Consider the following 15595-nt stretch of genomic DNA (forward strand, 5'->3'; position numbering starts at 1 on the left):
AGAATTGTACGCATCTAGAATGGGTGCATGCATGTGGACGTCGATGCCCTGGGGGTCAGGTACCGCGGACAGCCGCGGGCGGCGGTGGACGGCGTCTCGTTCGGCCTGCCGGCCGGCGCGATCGGCGTGCTGATCGGGCCTTCGGGCTGCGGCAAGACCACGCTGCTGCGCGCGATCGCCGGCCTCGAGCGGGCCAGCGCGGGCCAGGTCCGCCTGTCCGGCGAGGTGGTCGAGAGCGCCGACATCCACCTGGCGCCGGAGTCGCGCCGCATCGGCATGGTGTTCCAGGACTACGCCCTGTTCCCGCACCTGGACGTGGGCCGCAACGTCGCCTTCGGGCTGGGCAAGCTGGCGCGCCACGAGCGGGCGGACCGCGTGGCCGAGGTGCTGGCGCTGGTCGGCCTGCCGGGAACGGAGGCGCGGATGCCGCACGAACTGTCGGGTGGCCAGCAGCAACGCATCGCCCTGGCGCGCGCGCTGGCGCCGCGGCCGCGGCTGCTGCTGCTGGACGAGCCGTTCTCCAGCCTGGACGTCGACCTGCGCGAGCGCCTCGCCCACGAGGTGCGCGGCATCCTCAAGGCGGCCCAGGCGACGGCGCTGTTCGTCACCCACGACCAGCTCGAGGCGTTCGCGATCGGCGACACCATCGGCGTCATGCACCAGGGCCGGCTGCACCAGTGGGACGACGCGTACACGCTCTACCACCGGCCGGCCACGCGCTTCGTCGCCGATTTCATCGGCCACGGCGTGTTCACGCCCGCCCAGCTGCGCGAGCAGGACGGCCAGGTGGTGGTGGACACGCCGCTGGGCGCGCTGGCCGACGTTTCCAACTGCCCGCTGCCCGCGGCCTTCGAGGGCGGCCACTGCGAGGTGCTGCTGCGCGCCGACGACATCGTCCACGACGACGCCGCGCCGGTGAAGGCGCAGATCGTGCGCAAGGCCTTCCGCGGCTCGGAGTTCCTCTACACGCTGCGGCTGGCCACCGGCGAGACGGTGCTGGCCCACGTGCCCAGCCACCACGACCACAAGGTCGGCGAGTGGATCGGCATCCGGCCGGAGGTGGACCACGTGGTCACCTTCGCGCGCGGCGCCGGCGCGTCGGCGCCGCCGATGGCGCCCTACTGACGCAGTTCCTGCACCGCCCGGCGCAGGTCGGCCGCCCACGTGCGCCGGTCGCGGCCGGCCGCGTGCTGGGTGCTGCCGTAGCGGACGACGGCCGTGAAGGACGGGCCGCCCAGGGTGCGCCAGAGCGATCCCACCAGCGTGTCGTCGCCGATGTAGGCCGGCGTCAGGCTGCGCTGGCCGCTGCGGTCGTCGATGAACTGCAGGCCGACCGGCTGCACCGGCGCGCCGACCGCGACCGCCGCCTGGATCAGGTTGGCGTGGAACGGCAGCAGGTCGATGCCGTCGCTGGTGGTGCCCTCCGGGAACACCGCCACGATGTCGCCCGACTGCAGGCTGGCGGCCATCTGGTGCACCACCCGCATCGCGTCGCGCCGCGAGGCGCGCTCGATGTACAGGGTGCCGCCACCGGTGGCCAGGGTGCCGATCAGCGGCCAGTGGCGCACTTCCGACTTGGACACGAAGCGGCAATGCCGGGCCGCGTGCATCACCAGGATGTCGAGCCAGGAGATGTGGTTGGCCACCAGCAGCAGCGGCCCGTGCAGCGGCGGCTGGCCGTGCACCTGCAGCCCGATGCCCAGCACCTGCAGCATGCGGCGCGCCCAGGCCTGCACCCGCTCGCTGCGGGCCTGCGGGTCCAGGCGCGGGAACACCGCGACGATGGTGAACCAGCCGGCCAGCGCGTGCAGCAGGGCCCGCAGCAGCCGCCAGATGGCCCGCAACGGCCGCATCCGCTCAGGCGGGGCCGGGACCGTCGTCCCAGACGACCTGGCCGCCGACGACCGTCCAGCGCACCCGGCCGGGCAGCTCGTAGCCGGAGAACGGCGTGTGCTGGCCCTGGCTGCGCAGCGCGCCGGGCTCGACCGTCCAGTAGGCCTGGGGGTCGAACACGCACAGGTCGGCCACCCCGCCCTCGGCCAGCTGGCCGCAGCTGGCCTGCAGGGTGCCGAGCGCGGAGCCGAGCACGCGCGCCGGCTCGCTGGTGACCACGGCGAGCGCGCGCGGCAGGCCGCAGCCGCTCTCCTGGCCCCACTTGAGCGCCAGCGACAGCAGCAGCTCCAGCCCGCTGGCGCCGGGTTCGGCCTCGGCGAACGGCAGCGTCTTGGCGTCCTCGTCGACCGGGGTGTGGTCGGACACCAGGGCATCGACCGTGCCGTCGGCCAGGCCCTCGCGCAGCGCATCGCGGTCGCGCTGCTGGCGCAGCGGCGGCACCAGCCGCATGCGGCTGTCGAAGTAGCCGATGTCGGTGTCGGTCAGGTGCAGCGAGTTGATGCTGACGTCGCAGCTGACCGGCAGCCCCTGGTCCTTGGCGCGCCGCACCAGTTCGATGCCGGCCGCGCTGCTCAGGCGGCACAGGTGCACGCGCGCGCCGGTGGAGCCGGCCAGCTCCAGGATGGTGTGCAGCGCGATGGTCTCGGCGATCACCGGCACGCCGGCCAGGCCCAGCCGGGTGGCGAGCGGGCCGCTGGCCGCCACGCCCTTGCCCAGGTGCAGTTCCTGCGGCCGCAGCCAGACCGTGTAGCCGTAGGTGGCGGCGTACTGCATGGCGCGCATCAGCACCTGCGTGTTGGCCAGGCTCACCTCGGCCTGCGAGAAGCCGATGCAGCCGGCCTCGGTGAGTTCGGCCATCTCGGTCAGCACCTCGCCGGCGAGGCCGCGCGTGAGGGCGCCGAGCGGGAACACGCGGGCCTGGTGCAGCTTCTCGGCGCGCATCTTCAGCATCTCGACCAGGCCGGGCTCGTCGAGCACCGGGTCGGTGTCGGGCGGGCACACCAGGCTGGTGACGCCGCCGGCGATGGCCGCGCGCATCTCGGACTCCAGCATGCCCTCGTGCTCGTGGCCCGGCTCGCGCAGGCGCGCCGCCAGGTCGACCAGGCCGGGCGCGACCACGCAGCCGGCGGCGTCGAGCGTGCGCGCCGGGTTGAAGCCGGCCGGCGTGCCGCCGATCGACACGATGCGGCCGGCGGCCAGCGCGACGTCGGCGATGGCGTCGCGGCCCGATGCCGGATCGATGACGCGGCCGTTCTTGATCAGGATCTTCATGCCCTATGCCTCGTTGCCGGCGACGATGCTCATCACCGCCATGCGCACCGCGATGCCGAAGGTGACCTGCGGCAGGATGACGCTCTGCTTGCCGTCGACCACGGCGGAATCGATCTCCACGCCGCGGTTGATGGGACCGGGGTGCATCACGATGGCGTCCGGCTTGGCCAGCTGCAGCTTGTCCGGCGTCAGCCCGAAACTCTTGAAGAACTCCTGCGAGGACGGCAGCAGCGCACCGCTCATGCGCTCGTTCTGCAGCCGCAGCATGATGACCACGTCGCAGCCGCGGATGCCCTCCTCCAGCGTGTGGCACACCCGCACGCCCATCTGCGCCAGGTCGGCCGGCACCAGGGTCTTGGGGCCGACCACGCGCACCTCGGCGCAGCCGAGCGTGGTGAGGGCGTGGATGTCCGAGCGCGCCACCCGCGAATGCAGCACGTCGCCGACGATCGCCACTGTGAGGTTGGCGAAGTCCTTCTTGTAGTGGCGGATCGTGTACATGTCGAGCAGCCCCTGCGTGGGGTGCGCATGGCGGCCGTCGCCGGCGTTGATCACGTGCACGTGCGGCGCGACGTGCTGGGCGATCAGGTAGGGCGCGCCCGACTCGCTGTGGCGCACGACGAACAGGTCGGCGGCCATCGCCGACAGGTTGGCGATGGTGTCCAGCAGCGACTCGCCCTTGCTGGCCGAGGAGCGCGCGATGTCGAGGTTGATGACGTCGGCCGACAGGCGCGTGGCCGCGATCTCGAAGGTGGTGCGGGTGCGGGTGCTGTTCTCGAAGAACAGGTTGAACACGCTCTTGCCGCGCAGCAGAGGGACCTTCTTGACCTCGCGGTCGCTCACGCCGACGAAGCGGCTGGCGGTGTCGAGGATGTGGGTGACGATGTCGCGCGGCAGGCCTTCCACCGACAACAGGTGGATCAGCTCGCCGTTCTTGTTCAACTGGGGATTGCGCCTGGAGAGCATGGGTCAGTTCACCTGGAAGCTGAAGCGGCCGTCGTCATCGCGCGCGAGCTGCAGCGACTGCGTGTCGGGCAGGGCGACCCGGGCGGCGGCGAACTCGGCCTGCACCGGCAGTTCGCGCCCGCCCCGGTCGACCAGCACCGCCAGCTTGACGCTGGCCGGGCGGCCGAAGTCGAACAGCTCGTTGAGCACGGCGCGGATGGTGCGGCCGGTGTAGAGCACGTCGTCGAGCAGCACGATGTGGGCGCCGTCGACGTCGAACGGCAGCACCGTCTGCGCGCTCGAGGCGGCCAGGCCGCGCTGCGCGAAGTCGTCGCGGTGCATGGCCGAGGAGATGACGCCGGCGTCGCCGTCCAGGCCCAGGTCCTTCTGCAGGCGCTGGGCGAGCCAGGCGCCACCCGAGGTGATGCCCACCAGCCGGCCGTCGCTGCCGCGCAAGGCCGGCACGCCGCGCAGCAGCTCGCGGTACAGCGCCTCGGCGTCCAGCCGCAAGTCGCTCATTCAAGACTCCTCAAGAACTGTTCCAGGATGATGCAGGCGGCAGCCGCGTCGGCGTCGCGCGCCCCCTCGGCCAGCGCCTCGGTGGTGCTGTAACGCTCGTCGACCTCGTACACCGGCAGCTTGACGCGCGCGCCGAGCTGGCGGCCGAAGCGGCGTGCCCGGGCGGTATTGTCATGGCTGGCGCCGTCGGGATGGAACGGCACGCCCACCACCAGCGCGTCGGGCTGCCACTGGCGCACGCGTTCCTCGGCGGCCTGCAGCCGCGCCTCGCTGGCCTCGGCACGGATGGTGGGCTGCGGCGTCGCGCTGCGCAGCAACCGGTTGCCGCTGGCGACCCCGGTGCGCTTGGCCCCGAAATCGAAAGCGAGAAAGCTGGTGTGGTGGCGGGGAATGTCGGAGCGCTCGCCGCTCATGCGTGACCGGCGTCGGGCGACAGCATCCAGGCCTGCAGGCCCAGCAGGGCCAGCGCCTTGTCGTAGCGCTGTTCGACCGGCGTGTCGAAGATGACGGCCGGGTCGGCGCCGACGGTGAGCCAGCTGTTCTCGGCCAGCTCCGATTCGAGTTGGCCCTCGCCCCAGGCGGAGTAACCCAGCGACACCAGCACCTTGCGCGGGCCGGCGCCGGTGGAGAGGGCCTCCAGGACGTCCTTGGAGGTGGTCATCTCCAGGCCGCCGGGGATGGTCATGGTGGAGGCATACACCGATTCGTCGGCACCCGCCTCGGCGCCGGAGGCGACCACCGCCTCGTGCAGCACGAAGCCGCGTTCGGTCTGGACCGGGCCGCCGTGGAACACCGGCGTGCCCGCGAGGTCATCGCGTTCCAGGGGCAGGTCGACCTTCTCGAACAGGCTCTTGAGCTTGATGTCGCTCGGCTTGTTGATCACCAGGCCGAGGGCGCCGCGGGCGCTGTGCTCGCACAGGTAGATGACGCTGCGGGCGAAGGATTCGTCTTCCAGGCCCGGCATCGCGATCAGGAAGTGATGCGTCAGGTTGATGGGTGAGGCATCGGCGGGCATGATCGAATTTTACCGGAGCGCATGGAAAAGCCCTATCCAGTGGGCCTGGTGTGGTTACGCCGGGACCTGCGTGCCCAGGACCATGCGGCCCTGTCCCACGCGTTGCGCAGCTGCCACCAGGTGCACTGCGCCTTCGTCTTCGACACCGACATCCTGGCCGGCCTGCCGCGGCAGGACCGGCGTGTCGAGTTCATCCGCGGCTGCCTGGTCGAGCTGGACAAGACCTTGCGGTCGCTGGCCGGCCAGCCGGCCGCCGGCCTCGTCACCGTGCACGGCACAGCCACCCGGGAGATCCCGCGGCTGGCCAGCGCGCTCGGGGCCCAGGCCGTGTTCTTCAACCGCGACTACGAGCCGGCGGCGATCGCGCGCGATGCCCAGGTACGCGCGGCGCTGGTCGATGCCGGCATCGCCTGCCACGACAGCAAGGACCAGGTGGTCTTCGACCGCCAGGAACTGCTGACCCAGGCCGGACGGCCCTACTCGGTGTTCACGCCGTACAAGAACGCCTGGCTGGCCAAGGTCGATGCGGACGACCTGCGCGGCCATCCGGTGGAGCAGCACGCCGGTGCCCTGGCGGCGCGACCGGCGGCCTGGGCGCGCGCCGTGCCCACGCTGGCCGAGCTGGGATTTGAGCCGACCGACCTGGCGTCGCTGGCCGTCCCGGTCGGGGCGCAGGGCGCGGCCCGGCAGCTGCAGGCGTTCGATCGGCGCATCGACCGCTACCAGGCCACGCGCGACTACCCGGCCCTGGACGGGACCAGCGGGCTGAGCGTCCAGCTGCGCTTCGGGACCCTGTCGGTGCGGGCCCTGGCGCGGCTGGCCCATGCGCGGGCGGCCACGGGCGACGCAGGCGCGGCCACCTGGTTGTCCGAGCTGATCTGGCGCGACTTCTTCGTCCAGGTCCTGGCCAACTTCCCGCACGTGGTGGCCGCCGACGGCACAGGCCGCAGCTTCCGGCCCGCCTACGACGCCATCGCCTGGGAACGGGGCCGGCCCGCGCAGGCCCTGTTTGCCGCCTGGTGCGAGGGCCGCACCGGCTACCCGCTGGTGGACGCTGCGATGCAGCAGCTGAACCAGACCGGCTGGATGCACAACCGGCTGCGCATGGTGACTGCCAGCTTCCTGAGCAAGGACCTGGGCGTGGACTGGCGCTGGGGTGAACGCTACTTCGCGCGCCAGCTGCTCGACTACGACCTGGCGGCCAACAACGGCGGCTGGCAATGGGCCAGCTCGTCCGGTTGCGACGCCCAGCCCTGGTTCCGCATCTTCCACCCGGTGACGCAGAGCCGCCGGTTCGACCCCGACGGCGCCTTCATCCGGCGCTGGTTGCCGGCCCTGCGCCAGCTGCCGGCGGCGGCACTGCACCAGCCGTGGACGGCCACGCCGGCGGACCTGGAGACCGCCGGCGTCGTGCTCGGACGCGACTACCCGCGGCCCGTCGTCGACCACGACGCGGCCCGTGCGCGCACGCTGCAGCGCTATGCGGTGGTGAAGCAGGCCGGCCCGGCGCTCGCCTGAGCGCCGGCCAGGGGCGGGATCAGGCGGGCGCCTTGGCCGGCACGCTGTAGTGCCTGACGAGGCTCAGCAGTTCCTCTTCGGCGTACGGCTTGCCCAGGTAGTGGTTGACGCCCAGTTCGCGCGCGTGCTCGCGGTGCTTCTCGGCGATGCGCGAGGTGATCATGACGATCGGCAACGCGGCCCAGCGGGCGTCGGCGCGGATGTTGCGCGCCAGGTCGAAGCCGTCCATGCGCGGCATCTCGATGTCGGACAGCACCACCGCCGGACGTTCCTCGGCCAGCCGCTCCAGCGCCTGCAGGCCGTCGGCCGCCAGCGCGACGCGGTAGCCCTCGCGCTGCAGCAGCCGCTGTGTGACCCGGCGCACGGTGATGGAGTCGTCGACCACCAGCACCAGCGGGATCTGCGGGGCCACCGCCGGCGCCTCCGCGGCCGGCACGCCGGCGCTGCTGGCCAGCTGCTCGGGCTGGGCCCGGTCGGCGCTGAGCAGGCGGGCCTGCTCGCCGTACACGGCGGCCAGCGCCACCGGGTTGTAGATCAGGACCACCGCGCCCGAGGCCAGCACCGTCATGCCGGCCAGGCCGGGCAGGCGGGCCAGCTGCGGGCCGAGGTTCTTGACCACCACTTCCTGGTTGCCCAGCACTTCGTCGACGTGCAGGGCGACGCGCTGGGCGGCGCTGCGGAACACGATGACGGGCAGCGTCTTGCCCTGCGGTTCGGTGCTGCGCGGCGACGACTGCAGCAGCGCGCCCGACCAGAAGAACGGCAGCTGCTCGCCGTCGAACCCGTAGCTGCCGCTGTTGTAGGCGATCTCGACCTCGCGCGCCGGGGCCCGGCGCACGGTCTCGACCAGGTTGGCCGGCACGCCCAGGGCCAGCGTGCCGCTGCGAATCATCACGACCTGGGTCACCGCGGTGGTGAGCGGCAGCACCAGCTTGAAGCTGGTGCCGCGACCGGCCTGGGTGCTGGTCTCGATGCGGCCGCCGAGTGCGTTGATCTCCGAGCGCACCACGTCCATGCCAATGCCCCGGCCGGCCAGTTCGGTGACCTGCGCCGCGGTCGAGAAGCCCGGCATGAAGATCAGGTTGGCGGCGTCGGCGTCGGTCAGCGGCTGGTCGGCCGTGATCAGGCCCTGCTGCAGCGCCTTGTCGCGGATGCGCGCCAGGTTCAGGCCGGCGCCGTCGTCGCGGAATTCCACGGCGACGTCGTTGCCCTCCTGCTGGACGTGGATCAGGATGGTGCCGGTGGGGTCCTTGCCGGCGGCGGCGCGGACCGCCGGTTCCTCGATGCCGTGCGCCACGCAGTTGCGCAGCAGGTGCTCGAAGGCGCCGGTCATGCGGTCGAGCACGCCCCGGTCCATTTCGATGCTGCCGCCGGTGATGTCGAGCTTCACCTGGCGGGCGCTCTCCTTGGAGGCCAGCCGCACCACGCGGTAGAGGCGATCGGAGATGCTTTCGAACTCGACCATCCGCGTGCGCAGCAGGTCGCGCTGCAGCTCGCGTGTCTGGCGCGCCTGCGCGATCAGGTCGTCCTCGGTGGCTTCCACCGTGCGCTGCAGGTTGCGCTGCACGGTGGCGACGTCGTTGACCGACTCGGCCATCATGCGGGTCAGTTCCTGCACCCGGGTGAAGCGGTCGAACTCGAGCGGATCGAAGCCGGCCGCCGCTTCCTTGGCCTGGGCCAGGCGCGACTGCATCTGCGACTCGGCCTGCAGCTCGATGTCGCGCAGCTGGCTGCGCAGACGGTCGAGGTTGCCAGTCAGGTCGTTCAGCGAGCCGCGCAGGTTGCGCAGCTCGTTCTCCAGCCGCGAGCGGGTGATCATGACCTCGCCGGCCTGGTTCATCAGCCGGTCGAGCAGTTGCGAGCGCACCCGCACCGCCTGGTTGGAAGCCGCGCGCGGCACCACCAGCTGGCTGGCCACCGGCACCGGGAGTGCGCTGCGCGGCACGGCCGGGGCGGGCGTGGAGGGCTCGGGTGCCGGTCCGGCCAGCGGCGCCGCGCTGGTGGGCGCTGCCTCCAGCGGGGCGGCAAGCGTGGGATTGGCGCCAGCGGCTTCGGTGCCGGCGCGCAGGCGGTCGAAGTTGGCCTGCAGGGTGTCGAAGCGCTGCAGCAGCGGATCGAGCGCAGCGCCGTGGCTCTCGGGCGGCAGCCCCTCGACCGCCGACTCCATGCGGTGGGCCAGCTCGCCCATGCGCAGCGCACCGGCCAGCCGGGCGCTGCCCTTGAGCGTGTGCAGGGCGCGCAGCACGCCGTCGCGCGCCTGGGCATCGCCCTTGGACGCCCACAGGCGCAGCGCGCCGCCCAGCAGCGGCATGAGTTCGGCCGCTTCTTCCTCAAAGATCGAGAACAGGTCGGGGTCGAGCGCATCGACGGCGTCGATGTCCTCCTCGCCCTCGGCGACCTCGCCGGCGGCGGTGACGGCCTGCGCGGCCGACGGTACCGGCAGGGAATCGAAGGCGACGAATTGGGTGGCGGCAGCGCCGCGCACCGGCGCGGCCAGCTCGGTCGCGGCCAGGTCGCCGGGACCGGAATCGCGCAGTTCGGGGCGCTTGGGCAGCACCAGCTGGTCGGCTGCGTGCAGCGCCCGCACCACGGCCTGGTCGGCGTCCTTCAGGAAGCCGGCAGCGAACTGGTGCAGCAGGCGCCGGATTTCCTCCGCCGCGTTCACGAAGGCCTGGCCGTGCTGAGGCGTGCCGTAGGCCAGGGTCTGGGCGTGCTGCAGCGAGCTCTCGAGCGTGCGGGCAACCTCGGACAGCGCCTGGAAGCCGACCGTCGCCGAACTGCCCGCCAGCGCATGGGCCAGGCCCACCACCGAATCGGGGACCGGGCGGCCCAGCTCCATGGCCCACTCACCGATCTCGGTGGCCAGGCGTCGCGACCATTCGTCGGCCTCGTTCAGGTAGACGTTGTAGAGCGGGATGCCGATGCGCAGGCCGCCGATGACCTTGGTCTGGTCGTCGACCGGCGGCGCGGCCGCGGCGTGCTCCTCGATCGCCGGGATGGACTCGATGGCCGCGGGGAGCTGGATGGCTGCGGGGGCCTCGATGGTCACGTCGGCCGGCGTGGCCGGCTGTGGCTGCGCCGGTTGCGCGATGGCATCGAGGCTGTCGAAATCGATGCCGCTGATCACGGGCGGGGCCGCCGCCAGGTCGGCCACCACCGGCGGCTCGGCGACGAAGTCGAGGTCGACGACGAAGTCCTGCGCAGCCGGCAGCTCGGCGACCGGCATTTCCACCGGCACCACGGGCTCGCCCCGGATGACATGGGTGGCATGGAAGTCCAGCCCTTCGTCGGCCGCCGCATCGGCCGACGCATCGGGCACGGCCGGGACATCGGGCACGGCAAGGGCGGACACAGTCGGCGAGGCAGCCGGGGCCGGGCTCGTGAACAGGCTCAGGTCGAAGTCCTCGAGCGGGACTTCGGAGACCTCCGGCGCCTCGATCACCTCGTCGATGGGCATGAAGTCGAGCTGGGTCGCCGGAGCGTCCAGCGGCGCCACCGCGGAGTCGATGGCGGGGACCGTCACCTCGGGCAGGTCGAGGGAGAACGCCGGCAGCTCGGCCGCCGGCTCGGCCTGCGACAGGGCCGGCGGCTCGCTCGGCAGTGCGGGCGCCACCGGCGCGGCGGCGAAGGCGGGAATGTCGGCTGCGAAGTCCGGCAGCGACAGCGCGGGGACCGGTGCGACTTCCGGTGCCCCCGCGGCTGCACTCGGCAGCTCGGGCTGCGGCGCGGCGGCTGCGTCGGGCAGGCCGATCGGCAGCAGCCGGTCGTCGTTGCGCAGCGCATCGGCCGCGACGCGGAACATGCCCGCCTTCCAGGCGGCGTTGTTGCGCGCGGCGATGTCGTCGACCCAGCGCCCGAAGGCGCGCAGGGCCTCGGTGGCCAGGGTGCACAGCTTGTCGCTGGCCGGTCTCTGGTCGGCCAGCCAGGTATTGAGCACCTGCTCCATCGACCAGCCGGCTTCGCCGAACTCGTTCAGGCCGACCATGCGCGAACTGCCCTTGAGCGTGTGGAACGCCCGCCGCAAGGTGGTGAGCTCCGCCACGTCGGCGGGATTGGAAGCCAGCGTCTCGAGCGCGGCCAGGCCGTTGCCGACCACCTCGCGCGCTTCCTCGAGGAAGATCTCCAGCAGCTCGGCGTCGGGTGGTTCCTCGATGACCACGGGCGCGGAAACCGGCAGCGCCGCCGCGGGCTGCGATGGGGGCACGACCGCGCTCGGGGCCACCTGCACGGGTGCGGCCGGTTGCGCCGCGGCCATCACGCCCGGGGCCGGGGCCGGGGCGACGGCAGGAATGGCATGCGTGGCGGCTGGCGCGCCGGCGTCGGAGCCCCTGGCCTCGCCGAGCGCGCCCGCGGCATCGGCCGCCGACGCCACCGGGGTCATGCGGCCCATCAGCGGACGCAACTCGCCTCGGGCGTCGTCGTAGACGAACAGCTTCTTGGCCAGCGTCGGCTGGTAGTTGAGCATGTCGATCAGGAAACCGAGCGCGCCCAGGTTGTTGCCCAGCTTCTCGGACGAGGCGGCGGTGCCGGCCTGCCCGTCCTGCGGCTCGGCCAGCAGGATGGCCTCGACGGTCTCGCGCATGCGCACCACGGCCTGGGCGGCCTGGTCGAGGCCGAGCACCGACAGCACGCCGCGCATCTGCAGCAGGTGGGTGGGCGCGTTCTGCAGCGGCGCCTTCTCGCTGGGGTTGCGGAAGAAGGCGTCGAGCACCTTCTCGAGCTCGCCCAGCGTGCCGCGCAGCTCGCTGACCACGCTGCCCATGGTCTGGCGGTCGCTGACGCGACGGTACAGCTCCTCCATCCACGACTCGAGCGCCTGCGCCTGCCCGCCGTGGCGCACCTGGTCCAGGCGCTCGGCGAGGCGCGCGGTGCGCACGGCCAGCTGCGAGTCGCTGGGGTCCAGGTCCTGGAAGGCGGCTTCCAGGTACAGCACGGCGGTGGCCACTTCCATCGCGACCTCGGTGCGCGGGGGCTGGCCGGCACGCACCACACCGTCGACGGTGGCGCTCAGCGCCTGCGCCAGCGGCGCACTGGCGGGGTGCAGCTTGGTGAGCGACTCGCTGATCAGGTGGAACTGCTCGGCGACCGGGCGCAGCTTGGTGCCGTCGCCGCCGGACAGTGCGGACCAGGTGTCCTTGGCGGCCGCGATGCGCTTACGCGCCTGCGTGAGCAGCACCGGATCGAAGCGGCCGAACTGCGGGGTCTGGTAGTCGACCGGCTTGTAGCGCCCCAGCCCGTAGGCCGCGCGCACGCTGGCCAGCGACGGTGCGTCGACCGGCTTGGCCGGCACCGCCTGCGAACAGAAGAAGAGCAGGTCCTGGGCCAGGCGATCGGACACGCCCTGCTCGCCCTTGGCCAGCGTGGCGTACTGCAGCAGCACGCGCGAGGCAGCCCGCTTGACGTAGACGTCGACCGGCAGCAGGTTGCCCGCCACCGCCTCGAAGTAGCCGGCGCACAGCTTCCAGAAGATGCGCGGCTGGCGCGCAGCCTGGCCAGCGGCCAGGCCCAGGCTGCAGTCGACGACGTCGCGCGCCGCGGCGGCATCGGCCGACTTGACGATGCGCAGCACGGCCTGGTCCATGCGGGAGCGCACGGCCGGGTCGTAGATCAGGGTCTGGGGAACGGCCGGGGTCTCGGGCTCGACCCAGCGCCAGTCGTACGGCCACAGGTCGGCCGGGTGGATGCGGTCGCTGCCGGCCAGCTCCTGCACGTCGCGGTACTGCGGGAACAGCGCGACCGAGGAGGTGGGCTTGCCGAGCAGCAGGCCCTCGAGGTATTCGGTCAGCGCGAAGCCGGCCTTCTCGACCTTGGCGGCGGCCGCCTCGCTGCACAGCTCGGGACGCTCGACGAACTTCTGCGCCGCCGCTTCCATCGAGCGCAGCACATGCGCCGGGGCGGCCAGGCCCACCATCTCGAGGGCGCCGACGGCCTGGTGCAGTTGCTGGCGCGCAATGCGCAGCTGGCCGGCATCGACCGAGGCCATGTCGGAGCCGCGCGCCAGCCCCGCATCCCGCACGAACCGGCGCAGGGCGGCGGTTGCGGAATCGAGCGACTTGCGCAGTTCGTCCAGCACCCAGGCCAGCGGCCCGAGGTCGTTGGTCGCCAGGTCGAGATCGGTGTCGTTGGCTTGCATGGGCTGTGGCTGGCGTTGGGCCGCTCGCCGCTCAGGCGATCTTGAAGCGCGAGACCGACTGGCGCAGTTCTTCGGCCATGCGCGAGAGTTCGCGCACCTGCTGGGCGGTGGAGCGCGTGCCCTCGCCGGTCTGTTCGGTCACGGCGAAGATGTGCTGGATGTTGCCGGCCACCACGTTGGCCGATTCGGCTTCCTTGGCGGCGGTCGACGAGATCTGCTCGATCAGCTCGGCGAGGCGGCGCGACACCTGGTCGATCTCGGTCAGCGCGGTGCCGGCGTTGTCGGACAGCTTGGCGCCCTCGACCACGCCCTGGGTGGAGCGCTCCATGGCGGCCACGGCGTCCTGGGTGTCGGTCTGAATGGCCTTCACCAGCGCCGAGATCTGGCGCGTGGCGTCGGCCGAGCGCTCGGCCAGCCGCTGCACTTCCTCGGCCACGACCGAGAAGCCGCGGCCCGCTTCACCGGCCGACGCGGCCTGGATGGCGGCGTTCAGGGCCAGCACGTTGGTCTGTTCCGTGATGTCCGAGATCAGTTCGGTGATTTCGCCGATCTCCTGCGAGGACTCGCCCAGCCGCTTGATGCGCTTGGAAGTGTCCTGGATCTGGTCGCGGATGGAGTTCATGCCGCCGATGGCGTTCTGCACCGCCGCCAGGCCCGACTCGGCAGCCTGCAGCGACTGGCGCGCCACCTGGGCCGATTCCTGCGCCTGGCCGGACACGGCGTTGATTCGCGACGCCATGTCGAGCACCGACTGGCCGGTCTCGCGGATCTCGCGCAGCTGCTCGGTGGAGGCGGCCAGCAGCTCGGTGGACGTGCTTTCCACCTGGGCCGTCGTCTGCGCCACCTTGGTGGCCGTGTTCTGCACGTTGCCCACCAGCTGGCGCAGTTCCTCCACCGTGTAGTTCACCGAGTCGGCGATGGCGCCGGTGATGTCCTCGGTCACGGTGGCTTCCTGCGTCAGGTCGCCTTCGGCCACCGTCTGCAGTTCGTTCATGAGGCGAAGAATGGCGGCCTGGTTGGCGTCGTTGACGCGCTTGGCTTCCTGCTCCTGGCGCTCGGCTTCCAGCCGCTGCTGCTCGGCGACTTCCTGGCGCTTGCGGCTGTCCTGCAGCTGCACGTAGGCCAGGCCGATCGAACAGGCGATGGCGAAGACGGCGGCCAGGGCCAGGGTGATGAAGGACAGGGCGCTCAGGCCGGTCTCGGACGACAGCTTGCCCTGCAGCTCCTCGAGCGAGCGGCGCATCGGTTCGCTGTCGGCAATGATGGATGCCTGCGCCTCGCGGGCGGACACCAGGCCCTGCAGGTTGCCCAGGATGGCGCCGGCCTGGCTGCGGGTCTCTTCGTAAGCCTTCAGCAGGGCCGTCAGGCGCTCGCGCGTCTGCGGGTCCTTGGAGCCGGCCAGCCGCAGCTCGGGGCTGCCCTCGAGCAGGCCCTGGGCGATTTCCTTGAACGAGTTCAGGTCCTTGCCGAGCAGGAACACGGCCTCGGGGCTCACGCCTTCGACGGTCAGGAATTCGTTCGCCGACTTGCCGATCCGCTGGGTCAGCATCACGAGCTGGCCGGAGGCGGAAATCTCGGCCGGCGAGGCGTTCTGCTGCAGTTTCAGCGACGACACGGTCTCGGCGATCTCGAGCAGGTCGGACGACTGGCGGTTGATGGTGCGCAGCGCGGCGCCCACCTGGGTCAGGATCTTCTGCTGCTGCATCACGGTGGCGGCGTTCTTCTCCGCGCGCTGCATGAGCGGCAGGATCTTCTCGACGTCGCCCTGGAACTCCACCACGACCGGGTCGAGGCGCATCGACTCGTCGCCGTCCTTCAGGCCGCGCACCGAACGGGCCAGCACCTGCGAGCTGTCGCGCACGTCGGGGAAGGCCTGCGGGCTGCCGACCAGCGCCTGCGACACCGACTTGGCCAGGCGCTGCGACTGCATCAGCGAGTCGCCGGTGTTCTTCACCTGCTGGGCGACCTTGTCGGCCTGCCGCACGGCCACCACGGCCACCGTGCCGAGGCCGGCCAGCGAGAAGGCCAGCAGACCGAACAAGATGCGCTGGTGGCTGGCGATGGTGCGACGCCCGAGCAGCGGCACCGAGACCAGCTCGCCCGGCGTGACGCCCTCGACGGCCTCGACCGGATCGATGCTGTCCTCGCCCTCCAGCGGCGCGCGGCCGGTGGTGCCGGGCTCCATGGGCGCCATGCCCATGGGGTCGACGGAGCCGTCGGCCAGGCTCAGCTGCCCGGTCGTTTCGGCATCGGAGGACTTGCGCGGGAACAGTTTCTTCAGGTGGTCGACGACGGACATG

General features: G+C 71.9%; 10 protein-coding genes. 2 read left to right on the top strand and 8 right to left on the bottom strand.

Going from position 1 to position 15595, the window contains the following annotated elements; translation table 11 throughout:
* Window positions 1-27 precede the first annotated feature (27 nt).
* A complete protein-coding gene (locus GON04_RS12165) occupies window positions 28-1125 on the top strand; it encodes an ABC transporter ATP-binding protein (RefSeq protein ID WP_157398112.1) in 1098 nt (365 codons plus the stop codon).
* On the opposite strand, the gene GON04_RS12170 is transcribed toward GON04_RS12165, so the two are convergent.
* Genes GON04_RS12170 through GON04_RS12195 form a run of 6 tightly spaced genes read right to left on the bottom strand, consistent with a single transcriptional unit; the run spans window position 1119 to window position 5644 of the window.
* The gene (locus GON04_RS12170) at window positions 1119-1853 is read right to left on the bottom strand and encodes a lysophospholipid acyltransferase family protein (protein WP_157398113.1); all 735 of its coding nucleotides are present in this window, start codon (window positions 1851-1853) and stop codon (window positions 1119-1121) included. The genes GON04_RS12165 and GON04_RS12170 overlap by 7 nt on opposite strands.
* Before the next feature lie 4 nt (window positions 1854-1857).
* Entirely contained in the window at window positions 1858-3165 is a 1308-nt protein-coding gene (locus GON04_RS12175) for a dihydroorotase (protein ID WP_157398114.1), read from the bottom strand.
* 3 nt (window positions 3166-3168) lie between these two features.
* A complete protein-coding gene (locus GON04_RS12180; protein WP_157398115.1) occupies window positions 3169-4131 on the bottom strand; it encodes an aspartate carbamoyltransferase catalytic subunit in 963 nt (320 codons plus the stop codon).
* Between the two features lie 3 nt (window positions 4132-4134).
* A complete protein-coding gene (gene pyrR, locus GON04_RS12185) occupies window positions 4135-4629 on the bottom strand; it encodes a bifunctional pyr operon transcriptional regulator/uracil phosphoribosyltransferase PyrR (RefSeq protein WP_157398116.1) in 495 nt (164 codons plus the stop codon).
* Window positions 4626-5042, bottom strand: a complete 417-nt coding sequence (ruvX, locus tag GON04_RS12190) for a Holliday junction resolvase RuvX (protein ID WP_157398117.1) — start codon at window positions 5040-5042, stop codon at window positions 4626-4628. Before ruvX ends, pyrR begins: the two co-directional genes overlap by 4 nt.
* On the bottom strand, window positions 5039-5644 hold the full coding sequence (locus tag GON04_RS12195) for a YqgE/AlgH family protein (RefSeq protein WP_157398118.1): 606 nt from the start codon (window positions 5642-5644) through the stop codon (window positions 5039-5041). The genes ruvX and GON04_RS12195 overlap by 4 nt, the downstream gene beginning before the upstream one ends.
* 21 nt (window positions 5645-5665) lie before the next feature.
* Here GON04_RS12195 and GON04_RS12200 point away from each other — a divergent pair, with 21 nt between their 5' ends.
* Window positions 5666-7162: a cryptochrome/photolyase family protein gene (locus GON04_RS12200; protein WP_157398119.1), complete on the top strand. Its 1497-nt coding sequence runs from the start codon at window positions 5666-5668 to the stop codon at window positions 7160-7162.
* Between the two features lie 19 nt (window positions 7163-7181).
* On the opposite strand, the gene GON04_RS12205 is transcribed toward GON04_RS12200, so the two are convergent.
* Both GON04_RS12205 and GON04_RS12210 read right to left on the bottom strand, forming a co-directional pair.
* On the bottom strand, window positions 7182-13295 hold the full coding sequence (locus tag GON04_RS12205) for a hybrid sensor histidine kinase/response regulator (RefSeq protein WP_157398120.1): 6114 nt from the start codon (window positions 13293-13295) through the stop codon (window positions 7182-7184).
* Window positions 13296-13326: 31 nt separating this feature from the next.
* Entirely contained in the window at window positions 13327-15594 is a 2268-nt protein-coding gene (locus tag GON04_RS12210) for a methyl-accepting chemotaxis protein (RefSeq protein WP_157398121.1), read from the bottom strand.
* Window position 15595: the final 1 nt, after the last annotated feature.

Origin of the sequence: Ramlibacter pinisoli (assembly GCF_009758015.1) — a bacterium.
In the GTDB taxonomy this organism is placed as follows: domain Bacteria; phylum Pseudomonadota; class Gammaproteobacteria; order Burkholderiales; family Burkholderiaceae_C; genus Ramlibacter; species Ramlibacter pinisoli.

What these genes read in the sequence shown, in the direction of transcription:
- GON04_RS12205 (WP_157398120.1), bottom strand. Translation starts at nt 13,295, where the DNA reads ATGCAAGCCAACGACACCGATCTCGACCTGGCGACCAACGACCTCGGG.
- GON04_RS12165 (WP_157398112.1), top strand. Translation starts at nt 28, where the DNA reads ATGCATGTGGACGTCGATGCCCTGGGGGTCAGGTACCGCGGACAGCCG.
- ruvX (WP_157398117.1), bottom strand. Translation starts at nt 5,042, where the DNA reads ATGAGCGGCGAGCGCTCCGACATTCCCCGCCACCACACCAGCTTTCTC.
- GON04_RS12170 (WP_157398113.1), bottom strand. Translation starts at nt 1,853, where the DNA reads ATGCGGCCGTTGCGGGCCATCTGGCGGCTGCTGCGGGCCCTGCTGCAC.
- GON04_RS12195 (WP_157398118.1), bottom strand. Translation starts at nt 5,644, where the DNA reads ATGCCCGCCGATGCCTCACCCATCAACCTGACGCATCACTTCCTGATC.
- GON04_RS12200 (WP_157398119.1), top strand. Translation starts at nt 5,666, where the DNA reads ATGGAAAAGCCCTATCCAGTGGGCCTGGTGTGGTTACGCCGGGACCTG.
- pyrR (WP_157398116.1), bottom strand. Translation starts at nt 4,629, where the DNA reads ATGAGCGACTTGCGGCTGGACGCCGAGGCGCTGTACCGCGAGCTGCTG.
- GON04_RS12175 (WP_157398114.1), bottom strand. Translation starts at nt 3,165, where the DNA reads ATGAAGATCCTGATCAAGAACGGCCGCGTCATCGATCCGGCATCGGGC.
- GON04_RS12210 (WP_157398121.1), bottom strand. Translation starts at nt 15,594, where the DNA reads ATGTCCGTCGTCGACCACCTGAAGAAACTGTTCCCGCGCAAGTCCTCC.
- GON04_RS12180 (WP_157398115.1), bottom strand. Translation starts at nt 4,131, where the DNA reads ATGCTCTCCAGGCGCAATCCCCAGTTGAACAAGAACGGCGAGCTGATC.